The organism is Rhodococcus (subgen. Prescottella) equi (assembly GCF_003013675.1).
GTDB lineage: Bacteria > Actinomycetota > Actinomycetes > Mycobacteriales > Mycobacteriaceae > Prescottella > Prescottella equi.
In genome coordinates this window covers 3,758,711-3,785,009 of the sequence record NZ_CP027793.1, presented here as the reverse complement: position 1 = coordinate 3,785,009, position 26,299 = coordinate 3,758,711, and the positions used below count along the sequence as shown (strand labels likewise).

The 26,299-nt window shown below is 69.7% G+C and carries 26 protein-coding genes; 14 read left to right on the top strand and 12 right to left on the bottom strand.

Going from position 1 to position 26,299, the window contains the following annotated elements:
* Nucleotides 1–35 precede the first annotated feature (35 nt).
* The gene (locus tag C7H75_RS17660) at nucleotides 36–1,571 is read right to left on the bottom strand and encodes an LCP family protein (protein WP_372489600.1); all 1,536 of its coding nucleotides are present in this window, start codon (nucleotides 1,569–1,571) and stop codon (nucleotides 36–38) included.
* Nucleotides 1,572–1,611: 40 nt separating this feature from the next.
* Between C7H75_RS17660 and rfbD the strand changes: the two genes are divergently transcribed.
* From rfbD to C7H75_RS17640, 4 genes are read left to right on the top strand one after another with little or no spacing between them, the layout of a single operon-like run.
* On the top strand, nucleotides 1,612–2,505 hold the full coding sequence (gene rfbD / locus C7H75_RS17655) for a dTDP-4-dehydrorhamnose reductase (protein WP_041674372.1): 894 nt from the start codon (nucleotides 1,612–1,614) through the stop codon (nucleotides 2,503–2,505).
* Nucleotides 2,506–2,539: 34 nt separating this feature from the next.
* Complete coding sequence (locus C7H75_RS17650) at nucleotides 2,540–3,442, top strand: glycosyltransferase family 2 protein (protein ID WP_013416761.1); 903 nt, start codon at nucleotides 2,540–2,542, stop codon at nucleotides 3,440–3,442.
* Nucleotides 3,439–4,518, top strand: a complete 1,080-nt coding sequence (locus C7H75_RS17645) for a mannose-1-phosphate guanylyltransferase ManB (RefSeq protein WP_005518668.1) — start codon at nucleotides 3,439–3,441, stop codon at nucleotides 4,516–4,518. The genes C7H75_RS17650 and C7H75_RS17645 overlap by 4 nt, the downstream gene beginning before the upstream one ends.
* A 49-nt stretch (nucleotides 4,519–4,567) precedes the next feature.
* Nucleotides 4,568–5,344 carry an SGNH/GDSL hydrolase family protein gene (locus C7H75_RS17640; protein WP_005518669.1) on the top strand — a complete coding sequence of 259 codons (777 nt, stop codon included), beginning with the start codon at nucleotides 4,568–4,570 and terminating at the stop codon, nucleotides 5,342–5,344.
* 66 nt (nucleotides 5,345–5,410) lie between these two features.
* On the opposite strand, the gene C7H75_RS17635 is transcribed toward C7H75_RS17640, so the two are convergent.
* On the bottom strand, nucleotides 5,411–6,694 hold the full coding sequence (locus C7H75_RS17635; RefSeq protein WP_084846270.1) for an MFS transporter: 1,284 nt from the start codon (nucleotides 6,692–6,694) through the stop codon (nucleotides 5,411–5,413).
* 178 nt (nucleotides 6,695–6,872) lie between these two features.
* Here C7H75_RS17635 and C7H75_RS17630 point away from each other — a divergent pair, with 178 nt between their 5' ends.
* The 3 genes from C7H75_RS17630 to C7H75_RS17620 all read left to right on the top strand — a co-directional run bounded on the left by C7H75_RS17630 (nucleotide 6,873) and on the right by C7H75_RS17620 (nucleotide 9,965).
* On the top strand, nucleotides 6,873–7,589 hold the full coding sequence (locus tag C7H75_RS17630) for an IclR family transcriptional regulator (protein ID WP_013416758.1): 717 nt from the start codon (nucleotides 6,873–6,875) through the stop codon (nucleotides 7,587–7,589).
* A gap of 117 nt (nucleotides 7,590–7,706) precedes the next feature.
* The gene (locus tag C7H75_RS17625) at nucleotides 7,707–8,894 is read left to right on the top strand and encodes a 4-hydroxybenzoate 3-monooxygenase (protein WP_005518674.1); all 1,188 of its coding nucleotides are present in this window, start codon (nucleotides 7,707–7,709) and stop codon (nucleotides 8,892–8,894) included.
* Nucleotides 8,895–9,047: 153 nt separating this feature from the next.
* The gene (locus C7H75_RS17620) at nucleotides 9,048–9,965 is read left to right on the top strand and encodes an NAD-dependent epimerase/dehydratase family protein (RefSeq protein WP_022597171.1); all 918 of its coding nucleotides are present in this window, start codon (nucleotides 9,048–9,050) and stop codon (nucleotides 9,963–9,965) included.
* A gap of 55 nt (nucleotides 9,966–10,020) precedes the next feature.
* Here C7H75_RS17620 and C7H75_RS17615 read toward each other — a convergent pair whose 3' ends face one another.
* Genes C7H75_RS17615 through pcaH form a run of 6 tightly spaced genes read right to left on the bottom strand, consistent with a single transcriptional unit; the run spans nucleotide 10,021 to nucleotide 15,946 of the window.
* A complete protein-coding gene (locus tag C7H75_RS17615; protein WP_106851651.1) occupies nucleotides 10,021–11,232 on the bottom strand; it encodes an acetyl-CoA C-acetyltransferase in 1,212 nt (403 codons plus the stop codon).
* Complete coding sequence (locus tag C7H75_RS17610; RefSeq protein ID WP_005518689.1) at nucleotides 11,225–12,055, bottom strand: IclR family transcriptional regulator; 831 nt, start codon at nucleotides 12,053–12,055, stop codon at nucleotides 11,225–11,227. The genes C7H75_RS17615 and C7H75_RS17610 overlap by 8 nt, the downstream gene beginning before the upstream one ends.
* 2 nt (nucleotides 12,056–12,057) lie before the next feature.
* Nucleotides 12,058–13,245 carry a bifunctional 3-oxoadipate enol-lactonase/4-carboxymuconolactone decarboxylase PcaDC gene (gene pcaDC, locus C7H75_RS17605; protein WP_081186861.1) on the bottom strand — a complete coding sequence of 396 codons (1,188 nt, stop codon included), beginning with the start codon at nucleotides 13,243–13,245 and terminating at the stop codon, nucleotides 12,058–12,060.
* Nucleotides 13,242–14,573, bottom strand: a complete 1,332-nt coding sequence (locus C7H75_RS17600) for a lyase family protein (protein ID WP_106851650.1) — start codon at nucleotides 14,571–14,573, stop codon at nucleotides 13,242–13,244. Before C7H75_RS17600 ends, pcaDC begins: the two co-directional genes overlap by 4 nt.
* Nucleotides 14,574–14,586: 13 nt before the next feature.
* Nucleotides 14,587–15,231 carry a protocatechuate 3,4-dioxygenase subunit alpha gene (gene pcaG, locus C7H75_RS17595; protein ID WP_106851649.1) on the bottom strand — a complete coding sequence of 215 codons (645 nt, stop codon included), beginning with the start codon at nucleotides 15,229–15,231 and terminating at the stop codon, nucleotides 14,587–14,589.
* The gene (gene pcaH / locus C7H75_RS17590) at nucleotides 15,224–15,946 is read right to left on the bottom strand and encodes a protocatechuate 3,4-dioxygenase subunit beta (protein WP_005518695.1); all 723 of its coding nucleotides are present in this window, start codon (nucleotides 15,944–15,946) and stop codon (nucleotides 15,224–15,226) included. Before pcaH ends, pcaG begins: the two co-directional genes overlap by 8 nt.
* A 181-nt stretch (nucleotides 15,947–16,127) precedes the next feature.
* Here pcaH and C7H75_RS17585 point away from each other — a divergent pair, with 181 nt between their 5' ends.
* Nucleotides 16,128–16,874 (top strand): CoA transferase subunit A, encoded by a 747-nt coding sequence (locus C7H75_RS17585; RefSeq protein ID WP_041674819.1) that lies wholly within the window; start codon nucleotides 16,128–16,130, stop codon nucleotides 16,872–16,874.
* Nucleotides 16,871–17,518 (top strand): CoA transferase subunit B, encoded by a 648-nt coding sequence (locus C7H75_RS17580; protein ID WP_005518700.1) that lies wholly within the window; start codon nucleotides 16,871–16,873, stop codon nucleotides 17,516–17,518. Before C7H75_RS17585 ends, C7H75_RS17580 begins: the two co-directional genes overlap by 4 nt.
* 38 nt (nucleotides 17,519–17,556) lie before the next feature.
* Here the strand turns inward: C7H75_RS17580 and C7H75_RS17575 are convergent, their stop codons facing one another.
* From C7H75_RS17575 to cofD, 3 genes are read right to left on the bottom strand one after another with little or no spacing between them, the layout of a single operon-like run.
* Nucleotides 17,557–18,120 carry an NUDIX hydrolase gene (locus C7H75_RS17575; protein ID WP_106851648.1) on the bottom strand — a complete coding sequence of 188 codons (564 nt, stop codon included), beginning with the start codon at nucleotides 18,118–18,120 and terminating at the stop codon, nucleotides 17,557–17,559.
* Complete coding sequence (locus C7H75_RS17570) at nucleotides 18,121–19,488, bottom strand: coenzyme F420-0:L-glutamate ligase (protein ID WP_106851647.1); 1,368 nt, start codon at nucleotides 19,486–19,488, stop codon at nucleotides 18,121–18,123. It abuts the gene before it with no gap.
* Complete coding sequence (cofD, locus tag C7H75_RS17565) at nucleotides 19,485–20,480, bottom strand: 2-phospho-L-lactate transferase (RefSeq protein WP_106851646.1); 996 nt, start codon at nucleotides 20,478–20,480, stop codon at nucleotides 19,485–19,487. The genes C7H75_RS17570 and cofD overlap by 4 nt, the downstream gene beginning before the upstream one ends.
* A gap of 480 nt (nucleotides 20,481–20,960) precedes the next feature.
* Between cofD and C7H75_RS26015 the strand changes: the two genes are divergently transcribed.
* Nucleotides 20,961–21,194, top strand: a complete 234-nt coding sequence (locus C7H75_RS26015) for a WhiB family transcriptional regulator (RefSeq protein WP_172504596.1) — start codon at nucleotides 20,961–20,963, stop codon at nucleotides 21,192–21,194.
* A gap of 7 nt (nucleotides 21,195–21,201) precedes the next feature.
* Here C7H75_RS26015 and C7H75_RS17555 read toward each other — a convergent pair whose 3' ends face one another.
* Entirely contained in the window at nucleotides 21,202–21,693 is a 492-nt protein-coding gene (locus C7H75_RS17555; protein WP_037085013.1) for a metallopeptidase family protein, read from the bottom strand.
* 145 nt (nucleotides 21,694–21,838) lie between these two features.
* Between C7H75_RS17555 and C7H75_RS17550 the strand changes: the two genes are divergently transcribed.
* The 4 genes from C7H75_RS17550 to manA all read left to right on the top strand — a co-directional run bounded on the left by C7H75_RS17550 (nucleotide 21,839) and on the right by manA (nucleotide 26,247).
* On the top strand, nucleotides 21,839–22,237 hold the full coding sequence (locus C7H75_RS17550) for a DUF3499 domain-containing protein (RefSeq protein WP_013416746.1): 399 nt from the start codon (nucleotides 21,839–21,841) through the stop codon (nucleotides 22,235–22,237).
* A 189-nt stretch (nucleotides 22,238–22,426) separates the two neighbouring features.
* Nucleotides 22,427–23,809 carry a phosphomannomutase/phosphoglucomutase gene (locus tag C7H75_RS17545; RefSeq protein WP_081120623.1) on the top strand — a complete coding sequence of 461 codons (1,383 nt, stop codon included), beginning with the start codon at nucleotides 22,427–22,429 and terminating at the stop codon, nucleotides 23,807–23,809.
* An 84-nt stretch (nucleotides 23,810–23,893) separates the two neighbouring features.
* On the top strand, nucleotides 23,894–25,009 hold the full coding sequence (locus tag C7H75_RS17540) for a tobH protein (protein ID WP_106852035.1): 1,116 nt from the start codon (nucleotides 23,894–23,896) through the stop codon (nucleotides 25,007–25,009).
* Nucleotides 25,009–26,247, top strand: a complete 1,239-nt coding sequence (gene manA / locus C7H75_RS17535) for a mannose-6-phosphate isomerase, class I (protein ID WP_005518714.1) — start codon at nucleotides 25,009–25,011, stop codon at nucleotides 26,245–26,247. Before C7H75_RS17540 ends, manA begins: the two co-directional genes overlap by 1 nt.
* Nucleotides 26,248–26,299 lie beyond the last annotated feature (52 nt).

Genomic DNA, 26,299 nt, shown 5'->3' with positions numbered 1-26,299 from the left:
TCAGTTCACGCGGCGGGGTCGGTTCCCCTGTCCGGTCAGTTCACGCAGTGCGGGCCCTTGTTGCCGGCGTCGATCGCGGGCCCGGGTTCGACGGGGGTGGGGGAGGTACCCGCGTCGACGACGCCGCCGGACCCGGTCGACGAACCCGCGGGGCTCTTGTAGTCGCCGGCGAGCACGACGCGAACCTCGCCGGACGCGAGCGACGAGTCCGCCTCGATCGGCAGTCCACCGAGCGTGACGGAAACCGCCTGGCCGGCCTGGCTGTCGGACTTGTTCGCGAACACCGTGCTGCGGCTCACGGACTTGCCGGTGTTGTTGCCGACGTCGCCCAGTCCGAACCCCTCGTCCTCGAGCGTCGCGGCGACGGTGGACGCGAGACCGCTGATGCTGCTGTCGTTCGCGACGTCGACCGTCACCGAGGACACGTCGATGTCCGGCATGGTCGTCGGCGTCGTGGACGTGGTGGTGTCGTCCTCGGCGGGCTCCTCACCGGCGAGGGAGGCCACGTACTTGCGAACCGCCTTGGGGTCGACCTGCACGATCGACTCGCCGTAGTCGGTCATCCCGTTGATGTCGACCACCGGGATCGTCTCGAACCGCACCTTGCCGCCCGCCAGGTCCTGGAGTTGGGTGGCGAATTCGATGATGTCCCAGTCGGAGTCGAGTACCACCGAGCGCTTCACCGCCGCGCTCAACTGGTTGAGCTTGCCCGGGCTGGTGAGTGTCTTCGCGCTGAGTACCTCGCGCACCAGCGAGGCCATGAACACCTGCTGGCGGACGATGCGGTCGAGGTCGCCGCGGGGCAGGTTGTGGCGCTGACGGACGAAGCTCAACGCGTTCGGCCCCGACAGCGTCTGCTCGCCGGCGGGGAACTTCGCGCCCGAGAGGGGTTCGTCCACAGCCGCGTTGAGGCACACGTCGACACCGCCGACGGCATCGGTCAGCAGGACGAAGCCCAGCAGCCCGATCTCGGCGTAGTGGTCGACCGTCACCCCTGTGAGGTTCGCCACCGACTTGATGAGAGCCTCGCGGCCGGCCTGGCTCGATTCGTTCTCGGCGGTCTTCTCGGACTCGCCGTCCTCGATCAGCTTCTGGCGCTCGGCTTCCTTCGTGGCGCCGTAGGCGGCGTTGATCTTCGATTTCCCGAGGCCGGGCACGTCGACGTACGCATCGCGCGGAATCGAGATCGCGGTCGCGGAACTGCCGTCGTTGGGTACCCGGACGAGAATGATCGTGTCGGTGTTGGACGCGACCTCCTCGCCCGCACGCAGCGAGTCGAGTTCCGCCTGGCTCAACGGATTGCCGTGCGCGTCGGTGCGACTGTCGGTGCCCACCAGCAGGATGTCGACGGCGCCGTCCTTGGCGCCACCGAGGCCGAGGCCGCCGATCGTGGCGAGATTCGAGCGCAGCGAATCGACACTGCGCCAGGCGAATCCGGTTATGACGAGGACCAGCACCGCGACGACCGCGACTGCGATCTGAATGCGCGAGAGCGGGTTCTGCGCTCGCGGCACCCTCCGTGCGGTGGGCTCGTGTGGCACGCGTCGGCCTCCATGACGGTCGGTACTCATACTGGCGACAAGGCTACTGGTGATTCCGCTTCGACAGGGCATGGCGGCGCTCGGCGTGCCAGACTCGCTCCCTGTGCGAAGGATTCTGGTGACGGGTGCGCGGGGGCAACTCGGCGGCCGATTGGTGCAGTGCGCCGAGGCCGCCGGCCTGCCGGTGGAGGGTGTCGGTTCGGCCGAGCTGGACATCACCGACGCGGGTGCCGTCGACTCGTGGGTGGCGCCCGGCGCCGTCGTCGTGAACTGCGCGGCGTACACCGCCGTGGACGCCGCCGAGACGGACGAGGCGGCAGCGACCGCGGTCAACGAGACCGGCGCCCGGAATCTCGCGTCGGCCTGCTCGAAGGCGGGCGCCGACCTGATCCACGTCTCCACCGACTACGTGTTCTCCGGGGACCGCGCAGGCGCCGACGCCGCACCGTACGAGCCCGGGGATCCGACCGGCCCCCGGACCGCGTACGGGCGGACCAAGCTGGCCGGCGAACTGGCGATCCGTGCGGTGCTCCCCGACGCACACATCGTCCGGACGGCGTGGGTGTACACGGGAAGCGGTACCGACTTCGTCGCGACGATGCTGCGGCTCGAGAAGGAGAAGGACACGGTTTCGGTGGTCGACGACCAGGTGGGTTCGCCGACGTACGCGGTGGATCTGGCCGCGGGTCTGCTCGAACTGGCGCGTGTCGGTGGCCGGCCCGGGGCGACGCTGCACGCCACCAACGCCGGTAGCGCCACGTGGTTCGACCTGGCGCGCGCGGTGTTCGCCGGGGTGGGCGCGGACCCCGAACGGGTCCGGCCGTGCACCAGTGCCGAGTTCGTGCGTCCGGCACCGCGACCGGCCTACTCCGTGTTGTCTCCCCGCGCGTGGGAAGCGGCCGGGCTGACGCCGCTGCGCCCGTGGCGCGACGCCCTCGCCGACGCGCTGGCGCAGCGTCGATGAGGACGATACGGGCGCGCGGGCTAGGGTTGTCCGCGTGAGTTCGAAGCTGGCCGTGGTGACGGTGACCTACTCGCCGGGCGAGCACCTGGAACATTTTCTGAGCACGCTGGCCGACGCGACGGTCGAGAACCCGCAGGTCATCCTCGCCGACAACGGTTCGACGGACGGCGCCCCCGAGGCCGCCGCAGCAGCTCACGATCATGTCCGGCTGCTGCGTACCGGCGGCAATATCGGCTACGGCGGCGCGATCAACCGCGCCGTCGCCGAGATCGACCCCGACATCGAGTTCGTCGTGGTCGTCAACCCCGACGTGCGGTGGTCTCCCGGATCGATCGACGAGTTGCTCGCGGCCGCCGACCGGTGGCCGCGCGCCGGCGCCCTGGGCCCGATGGTGCGCGAACCCGACGGCAGCGTGTACCCGTCCGCCCGGCAGGTTCCGGACCTGATCTCCGGCGCCGGGCACGCGGTGCTGGGCACGGTGTGGCCGTCGAATCCGTGGACGCAGCGGTACCGGCAGGAAAACGAGACGATCACCGAGCGGCCCGCGGGCTGGTTGTCCGGCTCGTGCCTGCTGATGCGCCGGTCCGCGTTCGATTCGGTGAACGGATTCGACTCCCGCTACTTCATGTACATGGAGGACGTCGACCTCGGGGACCGGCTGGGACGGGCCGGCTGGCTCAACGTGTTCGTCCCGTCGGCCGAGGTCACCCACGCCAAGGGGCACGCGGCCGGCAAGCATCCCGAACTGATGCTGCCCGCACATCATGAGAGCGCCTACCGCTTCCAGGCGGACCGGCATCCGCTGTGGTGGCAGGCGCCGCTGCGGTGGGCCCTGCGCGGGGGATTGGCACTGCGTTCGAAGCTGGCGGTTGCGGCAGCCGTCCGCCAGCGCACGGGACGCGAGGACGAAGAGATCGAGACAGAGGGGAAAGCATGACACTCGCTGCGGAGACCGATGCCGTGATTCTGGTGGGAGGCCAGGGGACCAGGCTGCGTCCCCTGACGTTGTCGGCGCCCAAGCCGATGCTCCCCACGGCGGGAGTTCCGTTCCTGACGCACCTGTTGGCGCGGATCAAGCAGGCCGGGATCAAGCACGTCGTCCTGGGCACGTCGTTCAAGGCGAAGGTGTTCGAGGAGCACTTCGGTGACGGCAGCGACCTCGGGCTCGAGATCGAGTACGTGACCGAGGTGGAGCCGATGGGCACCGGCGGCGGCATCCGCAACGTGCTGCCGAGCCTGCGCGCCGACAACATCATGGTCTTCAACGGCGACGTCCTCGGCGGCACCGACCTGGCCGCGGTCCTCGACACGCACCACCGCACCAACGCCGACGTCACGCTGCACCTCGTGCGGGTCGGCGATCCGCGCGCGTTCGGTTGCGTCCCCACCGACGAGGAAGGCCGGGTCAAGGCGTTCCTCGAGAAGACGCAGGATCCGCCGACCGACCAGATCAACGCCGGTTGCTACGTCTTCCGCCGCGAGATCATCGAGAAGATTCCGTCGGATCGCCCGGTGTCCGTCGAGCGCGAGGTGTTCCCGGCCCTGCTGGCCGACGGTGCCCGCGTGTTCGGCCACGTCGACATGTCGTACTGGAGGGACATGGGTACCCCGGACGACTTCGTGCGCGGTTCGGCCGACCTGGTGCGCGGCATCGCGCCGTCGCCGGCCCTCGAGGGTCCGCGCGGCGAGTCGCTCGTGCATCCGGGCGCCGGGGTGGCGCCGGGTGCGCTGTTGATCGGCGGCACCGTCGTGGGCCGCGGTGCCGAGGTCGGCGCCGGAGCCCGACTGGACGGCGCGGTGTTGTTCGACGGCGCCCAGGTCGAGGCCGGTGCGGTGGTCGAGCGGTCGATCATCGGTTTCGGTGCCCGTATCGGTCCGCGCGCCCTGATCCGGGACGCGGTGATCGGCGACGGCGCCGACGTCGGTGCCCGCTGCGAGCTGATCGGCGGCGCCCGCGTGTGGCCCGGCGTGAAGTTGCCCGACGGCGGGGTGCGGTTCAGCACCGACGTGTGATTGCGCACGCCGCCAACTTCTTTAGCGCTGCTACTGAAATACTGGGGTCATGTTGTCGCAGGAACCGGTCTTCCACAGGTACGTCGCCCTCGGTGACTCGTTCACCGAGGGGGTGGGCGACCCCGACCCGACCCGGCCCAACGGGCTACGGGGCTGGGCGGACCGGGTGGCCGAGGAACTTGCCACGCGCAGCGCCGACTTCGGATACGCGAATCTCGCGGTCCGGGGTCGGCTGCTCGGCCCCATCGTCGACGAACAGATCGACGCGGCCGTCGCGCTGGAGCCCGACCTCGTGACCATCTACGCCGGTGGCAACGACTTCATGCGGCCCAAGATCGACATCGACGCGCTCGTCGCCCGCTACGACGAGGCCATCGGCAAGCTCGCCGCGACCGGCGCCGAGGTGCTCGTGTGGACCGCCTACGACGCGGGCTGGGCGGCAGTGTTCGGCAAGCTGCGCGGCCGGTCCGCGATCTACAACGAACTGGTCCGGGAGGTGGCGGACCGGCACGGCGCCCGGATCGTCGACTTCTGGCGCTTCGACGAGTACCGCGACCTGCGGATGTGGGACTGGGACCGCCTGCACATGTCCACCCCGGGACATCAGAACATGGCGATCCGGGTGCTCCAGACCCTCGGCGTCGAGCACCACATCGTGATGGACCCGCTCGGTCCGGAGCTGCCCACCGACAGGGCGTCCCAGCGCGAGGCCGACCGCCGGTGGAGGCGCGAGTTCCTCGTCCCGTGGGTCGGGCGCCGACTGCGCGGGACGTCGTCGGGCGACGGCATCACCGCCAAGCGGCCCACGCTCGCACCGATCCGGTAGGGGGCGTCGTCCGACGAGAGAGGGCCGACCGGGAATCCCGGCCGGCCCTCTCTCGTGTGCGGTCCGTCAGTCGGTGCCGAGATTGCGGGTCGAGGCGATCGCCACGAGGCCGATCAGACCGACCAGGGCGAAGGCGTAGAAGCCCCACGGCACCGCGTAGCCGGCGCCGAGCAGCGCGCCACCGAGGATCGGTCCGCAGATCGCGCCGACCCGGCCGACGCCCGCCGACCAGCCGAGGGCCGTCGCACGAACGTTCGCGGGATGGTTGGCGCTGGTGAACGCGTACACGAGCACCTGCGCGCTGAAGACGAAGCAGCCGGCCAGGAAGACCATGACGTAGATGCCGCCGCCGACGTCGATGCTGAGCAGCGCGAGGAAGACGGCTGCGCCGGTGAACCATGCGATTGCCGCGGTCCGCGGCCCCACCTTGTCGGCGACGCGGCCCGCGACCAGCAGGCCGACGACGGCGCCGGCGTTGAGAATCAGCAGGAAGGTCAGGGCCGCACCGAGTTCGTAGCCGGCCTCGCGCATGATCGTCGGCAGCCAGGTGTTGAGGCCGTAGACCAGCAGCAGGCCCATGAACGACGTCACCCAGATGGCGATGCTGTTGCGCAGGAACTTTCGTGAGAAGAGTGTCTTGACGGGGTCGGTGGCCGTGGCCACGGGGGCGTCGGCGGCCGTGGCTGCCTCGAGCGTGAGTCCGTACTGTGCCGCGATGGTCTCGGCTTCCTCGCGGCGGCCCTTGGACAGCAGGTAGGACGGCGATTCCGGCAGGTACTTGATCATCAACGGGATCAGTACGACGGCCGGTGCGGCGCCGACGACGAACATCGAGTGCCAGCCGAACGGGTCGATGAGCACGAGTGCCAGGGCCGCCGTGGCGACGGCGCCGACGTGGTAGCCGGTCATCAGCATCGTCGATGCCGATCCGCCACCCTGCTTCTTGGAGAATTCGTTCACCAGGGCCAGCGCGGTGGGCAGGGCGCCGCCCAGTCCGACTCCCGCGAGGAAGCGGAGCAGTCCGAAGACGAACGGATTCGGCGCGACCGCGCACAGCAGCGTGAGAACCGAGAACGCCGCGACGGCGTAGATCAGTGCCCGCCGCCGTCCGATCACGTCGGTGAGGGTGCCGATGACGAGGGCGCCGATCGTCATACCGACGAGGCCGAACGTGGAGATCGTCGTGATCGCGCTGGTGCTCAGGTTCCAGTCGCCGTACTCGCGCAGTGAGGGGATCACCGCACCCAGGACCACGAGATCGAAGCCGTCGAGGAGGACGGCGATCCAACACAGTGGGGCGACCCACATCGCGGCGCGGCCGCGTGTCTCGAGTCGTTCGATGGTGCTCATTCGATCTCCAGAAGCCAAGGTGTTCGCAATACGAACCACCGTTCAATTTAAGAACTCGGTCATTGTTGGGTGGGTCACAGGAGAATGTCAAGCCGCAAACCGAGGGGTTGGCGGTCTGCTGCGCGTGTGGTCCGGCCACACTGGGCTGGTGAGCGACGAAGGCGGAATCGACCGCAGCATGATCGGTCGGGCGTTCCGGGTGCTCAACTCGTTCTCCTCGGAGCGGCTGCGGATGACGCAGTCCGAACTTGCTCGGCGGACCGGGCTGCCGCTACCGACCGTCCATCGACTGTGCGCCCGACTGGTCGAGACGGGTGCGCTCGAACGTGACGGCGAGGGTCGCTACGAGATCGGCGTCCGGCTCTGGGAACTGGGAGCTCTCGCGCCCCGCGCACACGGTCTCAGGCAGGTGGCCATGCCCTACCTGGAAGACCTGTACGAGGCGACACGGGAGAACGTGCAGTTGATCGTCCGCGACGGACTCGAGGCGCTGTACGTGGAGCGGCTTTCGGCGCGCGGCGCGGTTGCGGTGGTGGGGCGGGCCGGAGGGCGACTGCCGCTGCACGCGTCGAGTGGGGGTCTCGTTCTCCTCGCGCACGGTGGCCCGAATCTGCTCGGCGCAGTGCTGGCCGGGGGACTCGAGCGGTTCACCCCCCACACCATCACGAGCGAGCACCGGCTGCGTCAGACGCTGGACGAGATCCGGCGGACCGGGTTCATCGTCTGCCGGGAGCATCTCAACATCGGCACGCTCGCGGTGGCTGCGCCCGTTCTGCGGCCCGGGGGCGAGGTGATCGCGTCGGTCTCCGTGGTGGTTCGTGCGGACGAGGATCCGGCACCCCTGATTCCCGCCCTGCGGGCCGCTGCGCGGGGTATCTCCCGTGGCGTCGCGTGACACACGTCTCACCTGAGAGGGACGAAATACTCTTTCACTCAGTGAAAGTGGGCCTGCCGCGCACGGGTCGTTCGCCGGGACAGTGTTGGCGATCACGATCTACCGAGGGAGTTACCCATGTCCATCTCGAGCACCCAGGTCGGCATCGTCGGCGCCGGCCCGGCCGGACTGATGCTGTCCCATCTCCTGCACCTGCGCGGCATCGAATCCGTCGTTCTCGAGGCCCGGACGCGGGAAGAGGTGGAGGGCACCATCCGCGCGGGCGTGCTCGAGCAGAACACCGTCGACCTGATGGTCGAGACCGGCCTCGGTGACCGGGTGAAGGCCGAGGGGCTCGAGCACCACGGCATCGAACTGCGCTTCGGCGGGCGCGGACACCGCATCGCGTTCGACGAACTCACCGGCGGCCGCGCCGTCACGGTCTATCCGCAGCACGAGGTCCTCGTGGACCTCATCGCCAAGCGGCTCGCCGACGGCGGCGACATTCGTTTCGGCGTCTCCGACGTCGAGGTGCACGACCACACCTCCGACAAGCCCTACATCACGTACACCGACGCGGACGGGAGCGAGCAGACGCTCACCTGTGCGCTGGTCGGCGGCTGCGACGGCTCGCGCACCAAGACCCGCAAGCTGATCCCCGAGCCGTCGATTCGGCAGGACCACTTCCGCCAGTACCCGTTCGCGTGGTTCGGCATCCTCGCCGAGGCGCCGCCGTCCTCCGAGGAACTGATCTACGCGAACCATCCGCGGGGCTTCGCGCTCATCAGCACCCGCACCCCGCAGGTCCAGCGCCACTACCTCCAGGTCGATCCGGACGACTCGGTGGACAACTGGTCGGACGACCGCATCTGGTCGGAACTGCACGCACGCGTGGACGGTGAGGGCGCGGAGATCAAGGACGGCCGGATCTTCGAGAAGTCGATCCTGCAGTTCCGCAGCTTCGTGTGCGAGCCGATGCAGCACGGCAACCTGTTCCTCGCCGGCGACGCCGCTCATACGGTGCCGCCCACCGGAGCGAAGGGCCTCAATCTCGCCGTCGCCGACGTCTACGTCCTGTCCAAGGGCATGGCCGAGTTCTTCGAGACCGGCGACCGCGGCCGACTCGACTCCTACACCGAGACGGTGCTGCCGCGCATCTGGCGCACGCAGCACTTCTCGTGGTGGATGTCCTCGATGATGCACCGACTGCCGGACGCGTCCGGCTTCGACCACAAGCGTCAGGTCGCGGAGCTCGACATGGTCACCCGGTCGGTGGCCGGCCGCACGCTCCTCGCCGAGAACTACGTCGGCACCCCGCTGGGCTGACCGGCGAGGACGGGTCTCGGCCGGCCCCGCGTCGGGGTCGGGGCCGGCCGAACCCGGACGGTTTCTCGCTCGGTGAGAATCCGGGATGCAGGCGATCGTGTCGTCCGTAGGTTCGTGAGGGTAGTACCGCTCCACCTACAGAAGAGGCATTCCATGAAGATCCTGATCGTCGGCGGCACCGGCATGATCGGCGCCCACACCGCGCTGCACCTGCGTGATCAGGGAAACGACGTCACCGTCGCCGCCCGCAATCCGCTGGCCGACGACTCCCCGGTGCGTGATTTCCCGGTGCTGCTCGGTGACTACACGGAGCAGACGTTCACGGTCGACGATCTGGCGCCGTTCGAGGCCGTCGTGTTCGCTGCGGGCCAGGACATCCGGCACATGGGCCGCGACGTGGACGAGGCCGAGTTCTGGGAGAAGACCCAGACCGGTGGCGTGCCGCGCTTCGCTGCGCTCGCGAAGGAGGCCGGGGTCTCGCGTTTCGTCCAGGTCGGCAGCTACTACCACCACCTGCGGCCGGAGTACGCGGAGACGATGCCGTACGTGGCCGCGCGCAAGGCGGCGGACGAGGGTGCGCGCGCCCTGGCCGACGAGAACTTCAACGTCTCGACGCTGAACCCGCCGTCGATCCTGGGCGCCATCAGCGGCGTGTCCGCCAAGCGCTATCGCAAGCTGTTCTCGTGGGCTGCGGGCAACGAGCCGCAGATCCCCGACTTCGCACCGGCCGGTGGCACGAACTACATGTCGGCGCAGTCGCTCGCCGAGGCGATCTGGGGTGCGCTGCAGAACGCCGAGTCCGGCCGGGCTTACCTGATCGGTGACCAGAACCTCACCTTCGCCGAGTACTTCCAGCTGCTGGTCGACGCCGCAGGAGGTGACCGTTCGATCGAAGAGCGCGACGAGGAGCATCCGTTGCTGCCCGACAGCTTCATCGTCCAGGGCCGGGGCAATGTCATTGCGTACGACACCGATCCCGCCGAGACCGCGCTGCTCGGCTACACGCAGGGCGACTGTGCCCGCGCGATCGCGGAGATGTACGAGATTGTCAAGGCCGCCACGGCGCGCTGATCGAGAAACACCGCAGGGCCGGCCCCACGGGGTCGGCCCTGCTCGTCTTCCGGGGTCAGGCGATGCGCTCGAAGACCGCGGCCAGGCCCTGGCCGCCTCCGATGCACATGGTTTCGAGGCCGTATCGGGCCTCGCGACGGTCCATCTCGCGCAGCAGCGTCGCGAGGATGCGGGCCCCGGTGGCGCCGACGGGGTGACCCAGCGAGATGCCGGAGCCGTTGGGGTTGAGGCGCGCATCGTCGGGCTCGAGGCCCCAGGTGCGGATCACGGCGAGCGCCTGGGCCGCGAAGGCCTCGTTGAGCTCGATGACGCCCATGTCGGCGAGCGACAGGCCGAGCCGCGCGAGGGCCTTCTCGGTGGAGGGGACCGGCCCGATGCCCATCGTCCGGGGCGGGACACCGGCGACCGCCCAGCTCGCGAGGCGCGCGAGCGGACGAAGCCCGAGAGCTTCCGCCTTCTCCGGTGTCGTGACGATTGCGATTGCGGCACCGTCGTTCTGGCCGCTGGCGTTGCCGGCGGTGACGGTGGAGCCGGGGTCGACGTTGCCGCGGATCGGGCGCAGCTTCGCGAGGGACTCGACGCTCGTGTCGGCGCGGGGATGCTCGTCGGTGTCGACGATGAGGGCGTCGCCCCGGCGCTGCGGGACCGCCACGGGGACGATCTCCTGCGCGAAGATGCCGCTCTGCTGCGCCGCGACGGCACGTCGATGCGACTGCACCGCGAGCGCGTCCTGGTCCTCGCGGCTGATGTCGAACTCGGCACGCAGATTCTCGGCGGTCTCGATCATGCCGCCGGGGACGGGATAGTTACGGCCTCCCGCGGTGACGCGGGCGCGCGCCAGACGGTCGTTGAGCGCCACGGACTCTCCGCGGACGCCGTACCGCATCCCGGTGGCGTAGAACTCGGCCTGACTCATCGACTCGACGCCACCGGCGAGGACGAGGTCACTGCCGCCGGACTGGACCTGCATCACGGCCTGGATGATCGCCTGCAACCCGGAACCGCAACGCCGGTCCACCTGCAGGCCGGGAACGTCCACTCCCAGATCGGCGTTCAGAGCCGCAACTCGCCCGATCGCGGGCGCCTCGCCGCCGGGGGACGCTTGGCCGAGGATGACGTCGTCGATGTCTCCACCGGAAATGCCGGTGCGGGTGACGATTTCGGTGATCACCGTGGCTGCGAGATCCTCGGGGGCGACGTCCCGGAAGACGCCACCGAAGCGGCCGACGGGGGTGCGGAGGGGCTCGCAGATGACTGCGTCAGGCATATCTCGTTCCTTGGTGCGATGGCGATTGAGTCTGGGTACGGGCCAGGTCGGCCGAGATGGCGTCGGCTGTCGCGACGGCGGCCGGCACGAGCGTGTCGTACACCGCCTCCGTCGTGTAGCGCGCAGCCTGTGTCGAGATGTTGACGGCCGCGACGACAGTGCCGTCGCGGTCGCGGATGGGTGCGGCCAGCGAGCGCAGACCCTCCTCGAGTTCCTGGTCGACGACGCAGAAGCCGTCGACCCGGATCTTGTCGAGCTCGTCGCGCAGGGCGGCAGGTGTGGCGATGGTGCGGCCCGTGATGGGGGTCAGATCCACGCGGGCGAGGTAGGCGTCCAGCTCCGCGGGGCTCAAACCAGCCAACAGCACGCGTCCCATCGACGTCGCGAACGCGGGGAAGCGGGTGCCGATCGTGATGGACACGGTCATGATGCGCCGGACCGGCACGCGCGCCACGTACACGACGTCGCCGTCGTCGAGGATCGACACGGACGTCGATTCGTGGACCCGGTCGGACAGCGCCTCGAGGTGTGGTCCGGCAATGTCGGGCAGCGACAGGCTGGACAGGTAGCTGTAGCCGAGTTCGAGTACCCGCGGGGTCAGCCAGAAGGCCGATCCGTCGGTGCGGACGTAACCGAGCTCGGCCAGGGTGAGCAGGAAGCGTCGAGCGGTCGCCCGGGTGAGATCGGTGGCACGGGCGACGTCGCTGAGCGTGCGACGCGGATTCTCGGCGTCGAAGGCCTTGATGACGGAAAGCCCGCGCGCGAGTGACTGCACGTAGTCGGTCGACGCCCCGGCCGCTTCGGTCCCGCTCGAATTCGTCACTGTCAGGTACTCCCCTCGGTGGCGCCCGCCAGGTCGGCGAGAGCCTGCTTGCCGAGCGCGAAGGCCCGGTTGCTGTTCGGCACACCCGCGTACACCGCGGTATGGAGGAATACTTCCACGAGCAACTCCGGGGCCGTGCCCGCGCGCAGTGCGGCCCGGATGTGCATGTCCAGTTCGTGCTCGTTACCGACGGCCGTGAGGATCGCGAGCGTCAGCAGACGCCGGGTGGGGTGGTCGAGGCCCTCGCGTGCCCAGATGTCGCCCCACGCCGTGCGGGTGATGAAGTCCTGGAACGGTTCCGTGAACGCGGTGCTGTTCGCGATCGCGCGGTCCACATGCGCGTCGCCGAGAACCGAACGGCGTACCGACATTCCGGCGTCGTGAACCGCTCGTCGGGCGACCCCGACCGGAGTGGCGGCCGCGATGTGGCGGGCGATCAACCGCGTCACGGTGCCGGCCTGCTCGACGTTCGCGAGGTGTGCACCGGGCGACACGACGTGGAACTCGGCGCCCGCGATACCGTCCGCGATCTCCTGCAGCGCTGCAGGGGGAGTGGGGCCGTCCTGTTCCGCAGCGATCACCAGTGTGGGTGCGACGATGCGCGCCAGGTCGGGCCGGCCGTCCCAGTGCGCGAGCGCCTCGCAGCAGGCCGCGTAGCCCTCGTCGGTGGTGCCGCGCACCATCGCGACGTGGCGGGCCACCAGTTCCGGATCCCGCTGCGCCAGTTCGGGAGTGAACCAGCGTCCGACCACGGCGTCCGCGATGGAGGCGACGCCGTCGGCGCGGACGGCCGCCGCCCGGTCCAGCCACGGCTGCGCGGGCGCGAACTGCGCTGCCGTGCACAGCACGGTCAACGTGCGCAGGTGCTGCGGGCGGTGTGCTGCCAGCCACTGTCCGACCGCGCCGCCGAGGGACAGGCCCACGAAGTGCACCGCGTCGATCCCGAGTGTGTCGAGGAGCGCGACGACGTCGCCGCCGAGGTCCGCGATCGTGTACGGCCCGGTCGGGGCCGGGGATCCGCCGTGGCCGCGATGGTCGACGGCGATCACATGATGGTGCGCCGAGAGTGCGTGGATCTGGGGGTCCCACATGTGCAGGTCCGAGCCCAGCGAGCCGAGCAGGAGAACCGGCGGGGCGTCGGGGTCACCGTGCAGTTCGTAGTGCAGGGCAGTGCGCCCGTCCTCGGTCATGGGTGTCCTCCGGTGGTTCGAGAAGCGAGCGCACGGTCGACGAGATCGATCGCGTGGCCCAGATAGTTCGCGGGGTCGAGCAGATCGCGCAGCTCGCCGGCCGTCAGGTGCGCGGTGATCTCCGGCGCCTGATCGAGCGGTATTCCCGAAGACGCGGCGGCGGTCACGATCTCGCGGGCCGAGTCCGTGTGGGCCGCGAGCGCCCCGGTCACCCGTTCGGCGAGGATCAGGCCCCCGGTGATGTCGAGATTGCGGGACATGGCATCGGCATGGACGTGCAGACCGGTGAGGCTCGACGCGAGGCGCCGCGCGGCGCCGCCGGTGAGCCGCAGCAGGTCGCCGACCGTCTCCCACTCCGCATGCCACGCGCCCGCGGCGCGCGCGAACTCGTGGTCCATCGACGCCAGGATCGTCGATACCAGGCCCGGCACCCGCCGAGCCGCGGCTCGCGCGGCGATCGCGGACACCGGATTCTGTTTGTGCGGCATGGCCGACGACCCACCGGGTGCGTTCTCGGCCACCTCCCCGAACTCGGTGGAGGCCATCGCGATGACGTCGGTGGCGGGCTTCGACACTGCTCCGGCGGCGATCCCCAGGCCGGACGCGAGTGCGGCAACGGGCGTGCGGGTGGTGTGCCACGGCGCCACCTGCCGGGCCAGGCCCAGCTCGGCCGCGAGGGCGTCGGCCATCGCGAGGCCGTGCGGGTGGACGGCGGCGAGGGTGCCGGCGGCACCACCGAACTGGACGGGCAGCGCGGACAGTGCCCGGTCGATCCGGGCCACCGCGTCGTCGAGACCGGTGAACCAGGACACCGCCAGTGCGCCGAACGTCGTCGGTAGTGCCTGTTGTCCCAGGGTGCGCGCGACCATCGGGGTGGCACGGTGCCGCCGGGCCAGTTCGGACGCGGCGTTCGCCGCGACCCGCAGATCGGCGAGCACATGCCGACCCGCCCTGCGCGACAACAGCATCAGCGCCGAGTCCATCACGTCCTGGCTGGTGGCACCCACGTGCACGGCGGACCTCGGCACCCCCTCGGCGGCGCAGGCCGATCGGAGGATCTGCACGAGCGGGATCACCGGGTTGCCGCCCGCGGCGGATCGGCGGCCGAGGTCGGCGATGTCGAGCGCGCCGGGCGCGGCGAGCCTGGTCGCGACGCCGGTGACGATCGACGCGTGTTCGACCGTCACCAGGCCCACCGTTGCGGCCGCCCGGGACAGCGCGGCCTCGACTTCGAGCAGCGCGACCACCCACGCGTGATCCGAGACCTCCGCGGCGACGGCGGAGCCGCCGAAGACGGGGTCGAACAGTTCACCGCGGGTGTGTGTCACGCCAGGCTCCTGATCACAGCTCGAAGAACGGCGTCTCGACACCGTCGGGGTCGCTGTCCTGAACATAGACCGTGAGGCTGTAACCGTCGTCGGTCCTGCTCGCGATCAGCTTGGGTCGCTGCGACTCGGGCAGTGCCAGCAGCACTGGATCGCCGGTATGAGCCTGCGTGTCCTCCGGGAAGTACAGCCGCGTGTAGAGGCGCTCGAGCATGCCCCGCGCGAAGATGCCGAGGTTGACGTGCGGCGCCTCGACGGTGTCGTTCTCCGCGGGGAGGGCGCCCGGCTTGACGGTGTGGATCACCGCGGTGCCCGTCTCGTCGGCGCCGGCCCGGCCGAAGCCGCGGAATCCCGCCGGAGTCGGTGCGGCTGCGCCGCGCGGATCGTCCGGATGGGCGAAGCGGCCGACCGCGTCCGCCTGCCAGGTCTCGACCATCGCATCCGCCACGGGGACGCGGTCGCCGTCGATGACGGTGATGCGCAGCGTGATCCGTTCGGGGGTCCCCGGCGCCGCGACGTCGGGGCCGTCGGCCCAGGGCAGGCCGATGTGCCAGTACGGGCCCACGGTCTGCGACGGGGTGACACCGAATGGGGCGGTGGTGAAGTCGCCCGGCGTGACGGAGTAGAGCGGGGCGGTGTGCTGCGGGGCGGTGTCAGTCATCGTGATCCTCGTCGTCCTCGAACGGAGTGGCGTCGCGTCCGCGGAGGACGATGTCGAAGCGGAACCCCAGTGCCCAGTCGGCCACGGTCGCGTCGTAGTCGAAGACGCTGACCATCCGGTGCCGCGCCTCGGCGGGCACGGCGTTGTAGATGGGGTCCTGGAAGAACAGGGGATCGTCCGGGAAGTACATCTGCGTGACCAGGCGCTGGGTGAACGCGGTGCCGAACAGTGAGAAGTGGATGTGCGACGGGCGCCACGCGTTGTCGTGGTTGCGCCACGGGTACGCACCGGGCTTGATCGTCGTGAACGTGTAGTGGCCGTCGGCGTCGGTGACGCAGCGACCCACTCCGTCGAAGTGCGGGTCGAGCGGTGCGGGCCAGTTGTCGCCCGTATGGCGGTAGCGGCCGCCGGCGTTGGCCTGCCACACCTCGAGCAGGGTGTTCGGGACGGGTTTGCCGTTCGAGTCCAGCACGCGGCCGTGCACGACGATCCGCTGGCCCTGGGCTTCGCCGCCGTTCGCGATGGTCAGATCGGCGTCGCCGGCCTGGATGCGGTCCTCGCCGAACACCGGTCCGGTCAGTTCACCGAGGCGCTGCGGCAGCAACTTCAGGGGCTGCCGGGGACTGCGCAGACCGGTCGTCTTGTAGTCGGCGAAGTCGGGCGGGGCGTTCACGCCGGCGCCGAGCGGCCGGTACTGCGGGGGCAGATGGAGCATGAGAGACCTCTTCGGGGAACAGGGTGAGGGGGAACCGAATGCTGTTCGCAATGTGGACGATGTGACGCTATACGAACACGGTAGTGCGTCGGGTCGCTGCGATCAATGCCGAGCGGCGGCGTGTTCATGATGCGGACGGTGGTTCACATTACGTACGAAGCGTCGTATGCTGGCCGCCATGATGGACAAAGTCATTGCCACAGCGGCCGAGGCCGTCGCAGACGTGCCGGACGGCGCGACGATCGCCGTCGGCGGGTTCGGCCTGGTCGGAGTGCCGGAGATCCTCATCGGCGCGCTTCTCGACCAGGGCGCCACCGACCTCGAGACGGTGAGCAACAACTGTGGGACCGACGGCTTCGGTCTGGGTGTGCTGCTCGAGAAGGGCCGCATCCGACGAACCATCAGTTCGTACGTGGGCGACAACAAGGAGTTCGCGCGCCAGTACCTGTCCGGTGAGCTCGAGGTGGAGCTGACGCCGCAGGGCACGCTCGCCGAGCGGTTGCGTGCCGGCGGCGCGGGCATCCCCGCGTTCTTCACTCCGGCCGGCGTCGGAACGCAGGTGGCCGAGGGCGGGCTGCCGCGCCGCTACGACGGCAACGGCGGTGTCGCGGTCGCGAGCCCAGTCAAGGAGACCCGCGAGTTCGACGGCACGACCTACGTCATGGAGCGCGGCATCGCCGCCGACTACGCGCTCGTCCACGCGTGGAAGGGCGACCGCCACGGCAACCTCGTGTACCGCCGCAGCGCGCGCAACTTCAACCCGCCCGCCGCGGCGTCGGGCCGGATCACCATCGCGCAGGTCGAGCACCTCGTCGAACCCGGCGAGCTGGACCCGGACCAGATTCACACCCCGGGCATCCACGTGCAGCGGGTGGTGCACGTGGGCAAGGTCGATGTCGGAATCGAGAAGCGAACGGTACGAGCATGACTCAGGCAATTGCGCAGAAGCTGACCCGCGAGCAGATGGCCGCCCGGGTCGCCCGGGAACTCGCCGACGGTCAGTACGTCAACCTCGGCATCGGCATGCCGACTCTGGTGCCGAACTACATTCCCGAGGACATCACCGTCGTGCTGCACTCCGAGAACGGAGTGCTCGGCGTGGGCCCGTACCCCACCGAGGACGAACTCGACCCCGAACTGATCAACGCGGGCAAGGAGACCATCACGGTCCTGCCGGGCGCGTCGTACTTCGACTCGTCGCAGTCGTTCGGGATGATCCGCGGCGGTCAGGTGGACGTCGCCGTCCTCGGCGCGATGCAGGTCAGCGCCCGCGGTGATCTCGCCAACTGGATGATCCCCGGCCACATGGTCAAGGGCATGGGCGGTGCGATGGACCTCGTCCACGGCGCCAAGCGGGTGATCGTGATGATGGAACACGTCTCCAAGAAGGGCGAATCCAAGATCCTCGACGAGTGCACCCTGCCGCTCACCGGCAAGGGTTGCGTCCAGCGGATCATCACCGACATGGCCGTCCTCGACGTCACCGACGAGGGCTTGCGGCTGGTCGAGACGGCCCCCGGCATCGGCGTCGACGATGTGGTCGCGGCCACCGCGGCGAAGCTGCTGGTGTAGGCGGCTTCGCCGCCCGTGCGCCTTTTCGGTAGTTGCAGCTACGGAAAAGGCGCACGGGCGCGGAGCGCCAGATGATCGATCGTCTCCTTCTCGGCACCCTCCGGCAGGTCGTCGAGCGGGAACCAGCGCAGATCCTGAGACTCGTCGCTGATGGTGATCGGTACCTCCGACGCCGGCCCGGGCGCGGTGACGAGGAAACGCAGATCGAGGTGGCGGGTGGGCACGCCCAGCGAGCACGTGATCGGGTGCGTGTGCGCGGACAGCATTCGCGGCTCGATACGCAGCCCCTCGATGCCGGACTCCTCGCGCGCCTCGCGCAGGGCCGCGTCGACGACGGTCTCGTCGCCGGGCTCGCAGTGCCCGCCGAGCTGGATCCACCGGCCCACCCGCGGGTGGAGTGTCAACAGAACGTGCCGTCCGTCCTCGTCCAGGACGAGCGACGACGCGGTGATGTGCCCGGGTGCGTGCGAGCGCAGGCAGCCGTCGGGTGCGGAGTCGAGAAACGCGAGCATCGTGTGCCGCAACGACTCCGCGTCGTCGGAGTCCGCGTCCCAGTTCTGCAGCGCCTCGCGGGCGGACGCGTGCAGTGACCGCGCCGACATCTACAGCTCCACGAGGGCGTCGCCCGGCGCGACCGGCTTGCGGGGCGTCAGCGGCTGCACCGGATGTCCCACCGCGATCGCGCCCAGGGGCTGCCAGTCGTCGGGAAGGTCGAGCTCGCCCCGGACGGTGTCGGCCGCGAAGATCGTCGAACCGATCCAGCAGCTGCCGAGGCCACGGGTCGCGAGCGAGACCAGCAGACCCTGCACCGCCGCGCCGACCGCGACGGTGAACATCGTCGACTCGGCACGGGTGCGGCGCTCGTCGGGGTAGTCGTGTGCGCCGTCGGGCACGCAGAACGGGATCACGACCTCGGGTGCGCGGAAGAGGATGTCGCCGCGGCGAACTCGACGTTCGATCCGCTCGGCGCTCAACCCGTCGGCGGCGAGGTCGTCGCGCCAGCGCTGCTGCAGCGCGTCGAGCAGGCGACCGCGGACGTCACGGCTGCGCAGCCACACGAACCGCACCGGCCGGGTGTGATGCGGTGCGGGTGCGGTGAGCGCTTCCGCGATCGAGTCCCGCAGTGCGTCGGGGTCGACGACGTCGTGGGAGAACTCACGCACCGACCGGCGCAGCAGCAGCGCCTCGCGGCGACCCATCTCCACCGACTCCGCGGTGCCGAGCCAGAACAGGTCCTCGGGTCCGCGGCGGATCAGCTTCTCGGCGGCCGACCCGTCGTCTTCGAGACCCAGCCCCCGGACGACCGCGACGGGCACTCCACCGAGCTTGCCCTTCACGAGATCGCCTGCCGCCGCGATCTCGTCGGCGACCGCGACCTCCGTCACGAACAGTTCGTTGCCCTGGCCGTCGACCGCACCGGCGTACGCGTGCAGGACCGGCACACCCGAGGCCCCGATCGCGGCGTCGATCTGGCCGATGCGCCACGCCCGTCCCATCGTGTCCGTGACGACGACGGCGACGTCGACGCCCAGACGGGACTCGATGTCGGACCGCAACTTTCGGGCACTGCCGTCCGGATCCTCGGGCAGCAGCGCCAATTCGGCGCCGTCCACGTTCGAGCCGTCGATGCCCGACGCCGCCTGCACGATGCCCAGTCGGTTCTCGGTGATGAGAGTGCGCCCCTTGCGGGCCACCACCCGGACTGCCTCCTGGTCGACGAGGCGCCGCCTGGCGGCGTCCCGCTCGTCGGGGTCGGTGGGGGAGGCCACGATCCGGCCCTCGACCTTCGAGAACACCTTGCTGGTCACGACGAGAACGTCGCCGTCGGCGAGCCACGGTGCCGCCTCCGCGATCGCGCCGGCCAGGTCGTCGCCGGGTCGGAATTCGGGAAGCCCGGTGACGGGCACGATCTCGATCGCCCGACCGGCGCCGTGATCGCGCACGCTCGCAGGCTCACTCCGGTCGTTCACAGGCTCACTCCGGCCACGTCGAAGGCAGCGCGGACCATCTCGGCCGTGGCCTCGGGGTCGGTCATCAGCAGGGGGACGCTGCGGACCTCGACGCCGGGGATGTCGGCCCGGTCGGTGGAGTGCACGAGCCAGCCGTCGAGGATTCCGGTACCCGAACGCGCACCGTAGTGGCGGCCGATCGCTTCGGCGGAGGTCTCCATGCCGATCACCTCGAGACACTCGTCCGCCATGCCGCGCAACGGCTTTCCGTCGATGACGGGCGACAGTCCCACGATCTTCGCCTTGGTGGTGCGCAGTGCGCCGCGGATGCCGGGGACGGCGAGAACGGCGCCGATGCTCACGACCGGATTCGACGGCGCGAGTAGCACGACGTCCGCGGACTCGATCGCCTCGAGGACTCCGGGGGCCGGCTTCGCCTGCTCCGCACCGATGTACGCGAAGCTGTGCGTGGGAACCTGGGCGCGGTACCGGACCCACCATTCCTGGAAGTGGATCGCCTTCTGCTGCTCGCCGGTGGGATCCTCGGGGTCGGTGATGACGACGTGGGTCTCGCTGCGGTCGTCGCTGACCGGCAACAGCGAGACACCGGGCTGCCAACGCTTGCAGAGGGCTTCGGTGACGGCCGAGAGCGGGTAGCCGACCCGCAGCATCTGGCTGCGGATGAGGTGCGTGGCGATGTCGCGATCGCCGAGTCCGAACCAGTCGGGCTGGGCGCCGTACGCCGCGAGTTCCTCTTTGGCATTCCAGGTTTCGCCGACGTGACCCCAGCCACGTTCCGGGTCGATACCCCCGCCGAGGGTGTACATGCACGTGTCGAGATCGGGGCAGATACGCAGCCCGTGCATCCAGACGTCGTCACCCACGTTGACGATCGCCGTGATCTCGTGATCGGACGACGCGTCCGGCGCCGCCGAGTCGTCGCCGAGCAGATTTCGAACACCTTGGAGGAAACGGGCCCCTCCGACGCCGCCAACCAATACAGTCACCTTCACAACCCGAAGCCTATGCGTTGTCGCTCAGTGCTGATCGAGGCTGTCTCATCGAACCGGGTTCTACCACGCTGTGCGATGGGGCGCGGATAGTAAACGACTTTTCCCGTTCAGCTTGACCCGACACGCCAGGGCATGTCTAATCACATGTATGTCATTCCAGGTTCGAGGGGCGAGTTCATCTGGAGCGGCTGTCGGTTCGAACCATCGTTCGGGCCGTTGCACGGGTAGCCCTCGAGGCGAGAACGGCGTGATTTCCATCGAGATCGATCGACTAATTCTGCGCTAGAACACAGGTGGGGAGGCGGAGCGATGCAGTACCAGCAGTACGAGTACCGGCAGTATGAGTTCGACACTCCTCTGAGCGTTGTCGACGACGAGCCGCAGGCCGATTCGGACGCACATGTGTCGCTCGGCGACGCCGTCGACTTCGAACTCGGCGTGACCGTCCCGCAGCTCAGTCTGATCCCGGGACTCGACGCGATGGTCGACCCGGCCGAGGAACAGTGGCAGGACCGGGCGCTGTGCGCGCAGACCGACCCCGAGGCGTTCTTCCCCGAGAAGGGCGGATCGACGCGTGAGGCCAAGCGCATCTGCCTCGGGTGCGAGGTGCGGGGCGAATGCCTCGAGTACGCACTCGCCAACGACGAGCGCTTCGGTATCTGGGGCGGGCTGTCGGAGCGCGAACGCCGGCGCCTCAAGCGCGGCATCATCTGACGATTCGTTACTCGTCGGCTCCCGGTAGATCGGGGTCGATCACTTCGGGGTCCACGCCGAGATAGGTGGACACCTGCTCCACCAGGACGTCGTGCACCAAGTCTTCGAGGTCCTGAGGATCCTTGGCGCGCAATTCGATCGGGCGCCGGAACAGGACGATGCGTGCGCGCGTCGCCGTCCCGCGCCGATCGATGCCCGCGGGGATGAGACGCGACAGCGGCACCGGTCCGTCTGCGACGACTTCCGGTGGCCAGTTCACCGAATCCGGGTCGATGGCGCGAATACGCGGCACTTCGTCGACCGCGATGTCCAGCTTGGTGAGGCGGTCGTGCCATCGTGCATCGATCGGCTCGAAAGCTCCCAGCACCAACTGATCGAACTTCTCCGCGCGGGTGCGCGCTGCCGGCAGATCCGGCGGGAACAGCGGTCCCCGGATGCCGCGGCCCCGGCGCGCGACCGAGCGCGACGTCAGCGGGCGAGGGCGACGAGATCTGGCCATGCCGTGGAGATTACCGCGACCGCCGAACCGCACCCCTGGACGCCGCCGGTGACCTGTGGCACGGACGCGTGCGAGCAGTCCCGGAATCGCTTCCTCGGTGTGTCCGAGTATGCCAACCGGACGCATGGGGTTAGTCTCCTTGCTTGTGAGATCACTGCGTCGATGCTGCCGGCCTGGGTGCAAGAACCCTGCTGTCGCCACCTTGACGTACGTGTACTCGGATTCCACCGCCGTCGTGGGTCCGCTGGCCACGGTGGCAGAGCCGCACTCGTGGGACCTGTGCGAGACCCACGCGTCGCGCATCACCGCCCCCAAGGGCTGGGAACTCGTGCGTTACGAGGGCGGTTTCTCGTCCAGCACACCCGACGAGGACGATCTCACCGCGCTGGCCGAAGCGGTCCGCGAGGCCGGCCTGGGGGAGCGCCCCCGCACCGACGACGGCTCGCCGGAGTCCCGTTCCGGTGCTTCGGTGCCGTCGGCGCCGCCCACGGTGCGGACCGGTCGGCGCGGTCATCTGCGCGTCTTACCCGACCCCGCCAACTGATCCGTCCCGGCGCGCGACAGCGCCCTCGGCGACCGCCGTTCTCCGCTCGGAGGCCTACCACGCGCCCGGCGCTGCCGCTCGGGAGGCGAACCCGGCACGGTCCCCACTAGGCTCGGTGATCGACCCGGTGGACGAATCGGCCCGAAAAGCCCCGTCTGTCGCATCTACGAACAGCAGGAGTAACCAGCAGTGGCTCGATCCGTCGAATCCGTGAATGCCGTGATCAAGGCCTACGACGTGCGTGGTGTCGTCGGCGAGCAGATCGATGTCGAGTTCGTCCGCGACGTCGGTGCTTCGTTCGCTCGACTGGTCCGCGACGAGGCGACCGGCATCGCGCCGGTGACCCGCGTCGCGATCGGACACGACATGCGCGCATCGTCACCCGAACTGTCCCGGGCGTTCGCGGAAGGCGTCGTCGGGCAGGGCCTCGACGTCGTGCACATCGGGCTCGCGTCGACCGACCAGCTGTACTTCGCCTCCGGCATCCTCGACTGCCCCGGCGCGATGTTCACCGCCAGCCACAATCCGGCGAAGTACAACGGCATCAAGCTGTGCCGCGCGGGCGCCAAGCCGGTGGGGCAGGACACCGGTCTCGCCGTCATCGCACGTGAGGTCGCGGAGGGTGTGCCCGCGTACGACGGAGACGCGGGCACGGTGTCCGAGCAGGACGTGCTCGCCGAGTACGCGAGCTTCGTCCGCGGCCTGGTGGAACTGGCCGACCTTCGGCCGCTGAAGATCGCCGTCGACGCCGGCAACGGCATGGGCGGCCATACGGTCCCGGCGGTGTTCGATCCCATGCCCGTCACGGTGCTGCCGCTGTACTTCGAGCTCGACGGCACCTTCCCCAACCACGAGGCGAACCCCCTGGATCCGGCCAACCTGGTCGACCTGCAGAAGTTCGTGCGCGAGACGGGCGCCGACATCGGGCTGGCCTTCGACGGCGACGCCGACCGGTGCTTCGTGGTCGACGAGAAGGGCGACCCGGTCTCGCCGTCGGCGGTGACGGCGCTGGTCGCCGATCGCGAGCTGGCGAAGGAGCCCGGCGCCACGATCATCCACAACCTCATCACGTCGCGTTTCGTGCCGGAACTCGTCGAGAAGCTCGGCGGCACGGCCGTCCGCACCCGTGTCGGCCACTCCTTCATCAAGCAGCAGATGGCCGAGACCGGCGCGGTGTTCGGTGGCGAGCACTCGGCGCACTACTACTTCCGTGAGTTCTGGGGCGCCGACTCCGGCATGCTCGCGGCACTGCACGTCCTCGCGGCCCTCGGTGAGCAGGATCGGCCGCTGTCGGAGCTGATGGCGTCGTACGAGGGATACGCGGCGTCCGGCGAGATCAACTCGACCGTCGCGGACGCGTCCGAGCGCACCGAGGCCGTCATCGCGCAGTTCGCGGACCGCACGGTCTCCGTGGATCGTCTCGACGGCGTCACCGTCGACCTGGGCGACGGTGCCTGGTTCAACCTGCGCGCCTCCAACACCGAGCCGCTGCTGCGATTGAACGTGGAGGCCCGCACGTCCGCCGACGTGGACGCGCTCGTCACCGAGATCCTCGGAACGGTCCGCGCCTAGAACGTCGATTGCTGGGATACTCGATTCACCTGGACTCGTCGGGGGGACAGGGTTGAGTGGGAGTGAAAGGGAGGTGTGTTCGCCATGACAGCTCCGTCGTCTCTGCTCGATCTCGACGATGTCGACGCCCTGCTCGCTGCCGATGTCGACGGCACACTCAGATTCGCGGCGCTCGGCGGTGCCCAGATCCGTGCGACCGCGGCCGCGGTGCACGAGAACGCACTGGCCCGGCTGCACGGCATGCAGCCGCGCAGCGTCGTCCTGGTCAGTGGCGAGGGCAGCGCGTCCCGGGCCGCGGAACTGGCCCAGGCCGCCGTCGGTAGCCGCATCGGGGTCCCGGTACTCGGAGCCGTCGGGACACCGCCCTGGGTGGGTCCGCTCGACGTGGTGGTCGTCGCCGGTGACGATGCGGGTGACCCGCGCCTCGTCGAGTCCGTCGACAGCGCGCTGCGGCGCGGCGCCGAGGTCGTCGTGGTCGCCCCGGACGAAGGCCCGATGCGTGCTGCGGGTGCCGGGCGGGCCCTGCTCCTGCCGCCCCGCGTCGCCGTCCCGGGTCAACACGGACTGCTCCGGTACCTCGCAGCGTTCCTGGCGGTCCTCGTCGCCGTCGACGCGGAGCGGACGGCGAAGATCGTCCCGGATCTCGACCGTCTCGCCGACGTGGTCGACGCGGAGGCGGTGCGCGATCACCCGTCGAACGAGGTCTTCCACAATCCGGCGAAGTCGCTGGCCGCGCGGATGCAGGGCCGACGTGTCGTGCTCACCGGGGATTCCCGGACGACCGCGCTCGTGGCACGGCACGGCAGCGAGGCGCTGCTGCGCGTCGGAGCGGACGTGGCCGCCGCGACGGACCTGCCCGATGCGGTGAGCGGCGTGCGCCGGTTCCCGTCCGGCACCGCGGCCGGCTACGACCCGTTCTTCCACGACGAGGAACTCGACGGTCCGGCCCCCGCTGCGGCCGTGCGTGTCGTGGTGCTGGCGCTCGAAGAGAATCGGGCACTGGTCGAACGTCGCGTCGCGGCTCTTCCCGACGCCGACGTCGTCGTCGCCGACGGCAGCGAGAGCGCGCCGGACCTCGCCGGGTCGGCATCGCGGTCGCCGGGGCCCGGGGGTACGCGAACCGACCTCGAGCAACTCGCAATTCTCGTCGGCCGACTCGAGATGAGCGCGGCCTATCTACGTCTGATCGGTGGTAACTAGTGCGCCAACTCGAAGGGGCGCTCCGGTCGTACGCATGGGGGTCGCGGACCGCGCTCGCAGAACTGTGCGGTCGTCCGAGCCCCAGTGCACACCCGGAGGCGGAACTGTGGTTGGGAGCGCATCCCGGCGATCCCGCACACGTGATCGAGGACGGCGGCACCCGTTCGCTGCGGGACGTCATCGACGCCGCGCCGTTGTCCGAACTCGGGGAGCGGAGCGTCGCGCAGTTCGGTGAACGGCTGCCCTTCCTGCTGAAGGTGCTGGCCGCCGAGGAACCGTTGTCGCTGCAGGCGCATCCCAGTGCGGAACAGGCCCGTGAGGGGTTCGCGCGCGAGGACGCGGTGGGTATCCCCGTGGATTCGGCGGAACGCAACTACCGCGACGCGAGCCACAAGCCGGAACTGGTCGTCGCGCTCACCAGGTTCGAGGCGCTGGCCGGGTTCCGGGATCCGCACCGCACCGTGCGGTTCCTGCAGGCGCTCGAGGTCGAACAACTTGCGCCCTACGTCGGTCTGCTCGCCGGTCAGCCGGACCCGGACGGTCTGCGCGCACTGTTCACGACGTGGATCACGCTGCCGTCGCCGGCACTGTCGGCGCTGTTGCCTCCCGTGCTCGACGGCTGTGTCCGGTACCTGTCGCGGCCCGACGCGGCCGAAGCCGAGTTCGTCCCCGAGGCGCGAACCGCGCTCGAACTGAGCGAGGGCTACCCGGGTGATGCCGGGGTGCTCGCGGCGCTGCTGCTCAACCGCATCACGCTCGAGCCCGGGCAGGGCTTGTTCCTGGCCGCCGGCAACCTCCATGCCTACCTGCACGGCACGGCAGTCGAGATCATGGCGAACTCCGACAACGTGCTGCGGGGCGGGCTCACCCCCAAGCACGTGGATGTGCCGGAACTGCTGCGGGTGCTCGACTTCGACTCCGTCGACGTGCCGTTGCTGGCGCCGGCTCCGACCGGCCGGCCCGGCGAGGTGGCCTACGCGACGCCCGCGGCGGAGTTCGTGCTGACCCGCATCGACCTGGACGCGTCGGACGCCGGTTCCGAGGTCTCCGTGACGATCGAGCCGGACGGCCCGCAGATCCTGCTGTGCACGTCGGGTGCGGCCAAGCTCGGGTGCGGCCCGCACTCGCTCGTTCTCGAGCGGGGCGGTGCGGCCTGGATCTCGGCGTCGGACAACGAGGTTCACATCCAGGCCTGCGCCGACGACACCCAGATCTTCCGGGCCGGGGTGGGGGGCTGACGCCCCGTTCCGCGGCCCCGCCCGAGATCGGGCCGCGCGTATACCGCGCGAG

What these genes read in the sequence shown, in the direction of transcription:
- C7H75_RS17615 (WP_106851651.1), bottom strand. Translation starts at nt 11,232, where the DNA reads ATGCCTGACGCAGTCATCTGCGAGCCCCTCCGCACCCCCGTCGGCCGC.
- C7H75_RS17625 (WP_005518674.1), top strand. Translation starts at nt 7,707, where the DNA reads ATGTCCATCTCGAGCACCCAGGTCGGCATCGTCGGCGCCGGCCCGGCC.
- C7H75_RS17635 (WP_084846270.1), bottom strand. Translation starts at nt 6,694, where the DNA reads ATGAGCACCATCGAACGACTCGAGACACGCGGCCGCGCCGCGATGTGG.
- pcaH (WP_005518695.1), bottom strand. Translation starts at nt 15,946, where the DNA reads ATGCTCCATCTGCCCCCGCAGTACCGGCCGCTCGGCGCCGGCGTGAAC.
- pcaDC (WP_081186861.1), bottom strand. Translation starts at nt 13,245, where the DNA reads ATGACCGAGGACGGGCGCACTGCCCTGCACTACGAACTGCACGGTGAC.
- C7H75_RS17555 (WP_037085013.1), bottom strand. Translation starts at nt 21,693, where the DNA reads ATGGCCAGATCTCGTCGCCCTCGCCCGCTGACGTCGCGCTCGGTCGCG.
- C7H75_RS26015 (WP_172504596.1), top strand. Translation starts at nt 20,961, where the DNA reads ATGGTCGACCCGGCCGAGGAACAGTGGCAGGACCGGGCGCTGTGCGCG.
- pcaG (WP_106851649.1), bottom strand. Translation starts at nt 15,231, where the DNA reads ATGACTGACACCGCCCCGCAGCACACCGCCCCGCTCTACTCCGTCACG.
- C7H75_RS17580 (WP_005518700.1), top strand. Translation starts at nt 16,871, where the DNA reads ATGACTCAGGCAATTGCGCAGAAGCTGACCCGCGAGCAGATGGCCGCC.
- C7H75_RS17620 (WP_022597171.1), top strand. Translation starts at nt 9,048, where the DNA reads ATGAAGATCCTGATCGTCGGCGGCACCGGCATGATCGGCGCCCACACC.
- rfbD (WP_041674372.1), top strand. Translation starts at nt 1,612, where the DNA reads ATGGCGGCGCTCGGCGTGCCAGACTCGCTCCCTGTGCGAAGGATTCTG.
- C7H75_RS17630 (WP_013416758.1), top strand. Translation starts at nt 6,873, where the DNA reads ATGATCGGTCGGGCGTTCCGGGTGCTCAACTCGTTCTCCTCGGAGCGG.
- C7H75_RS17645 (WP_005518668.1), top strand. Translation starts at nt 3,439, where the DNA reads ATGACACTCGCTGCGGAGACCGATGCCGTGATTCTGGTGGGAGGCCAG.
- C7H75_RS17640 (WP_005518669.1), top strand. Translation starts at nt 4,568, where the DNA reads ATGTTGTCGCAGGAACCGGTCTTCCACAGGTACGTCGCCCTCGGTGAC.
- C7H75_RS17585 (WP_041674819.1), top strand. Translation starts at nt 16,128, where the DNA reads ATGGACAAAGTCATTGCCACAGCGGCCGAGGCCGTCGCAGACGTGCCG.
- C7H75_RS17575 (WP_106851648.1), bottom strand. Translation starts at nt 18,120, where the DNA reads ATGTCGGCGCGGTCACTGCACGCGTCCGCCCGCGAGGCGCTGCAGAAC.
- C7H75_RS17540 (WP_106852035.1), top strand. Translation starts at nt 23,894, where the DNA reads ATGACAGCTCCGTCGTCTCTGCTCGATCTCGACGATGTCGACGCCCTG.
- C7H75_RS17660 (WP_372489600.1), bottom strand. Translation starts at nt 1,571, where the DNA reads ATGAGTACCGACCGTCATGGAGGCCGACGCGTGCCACACGAGCCCACC.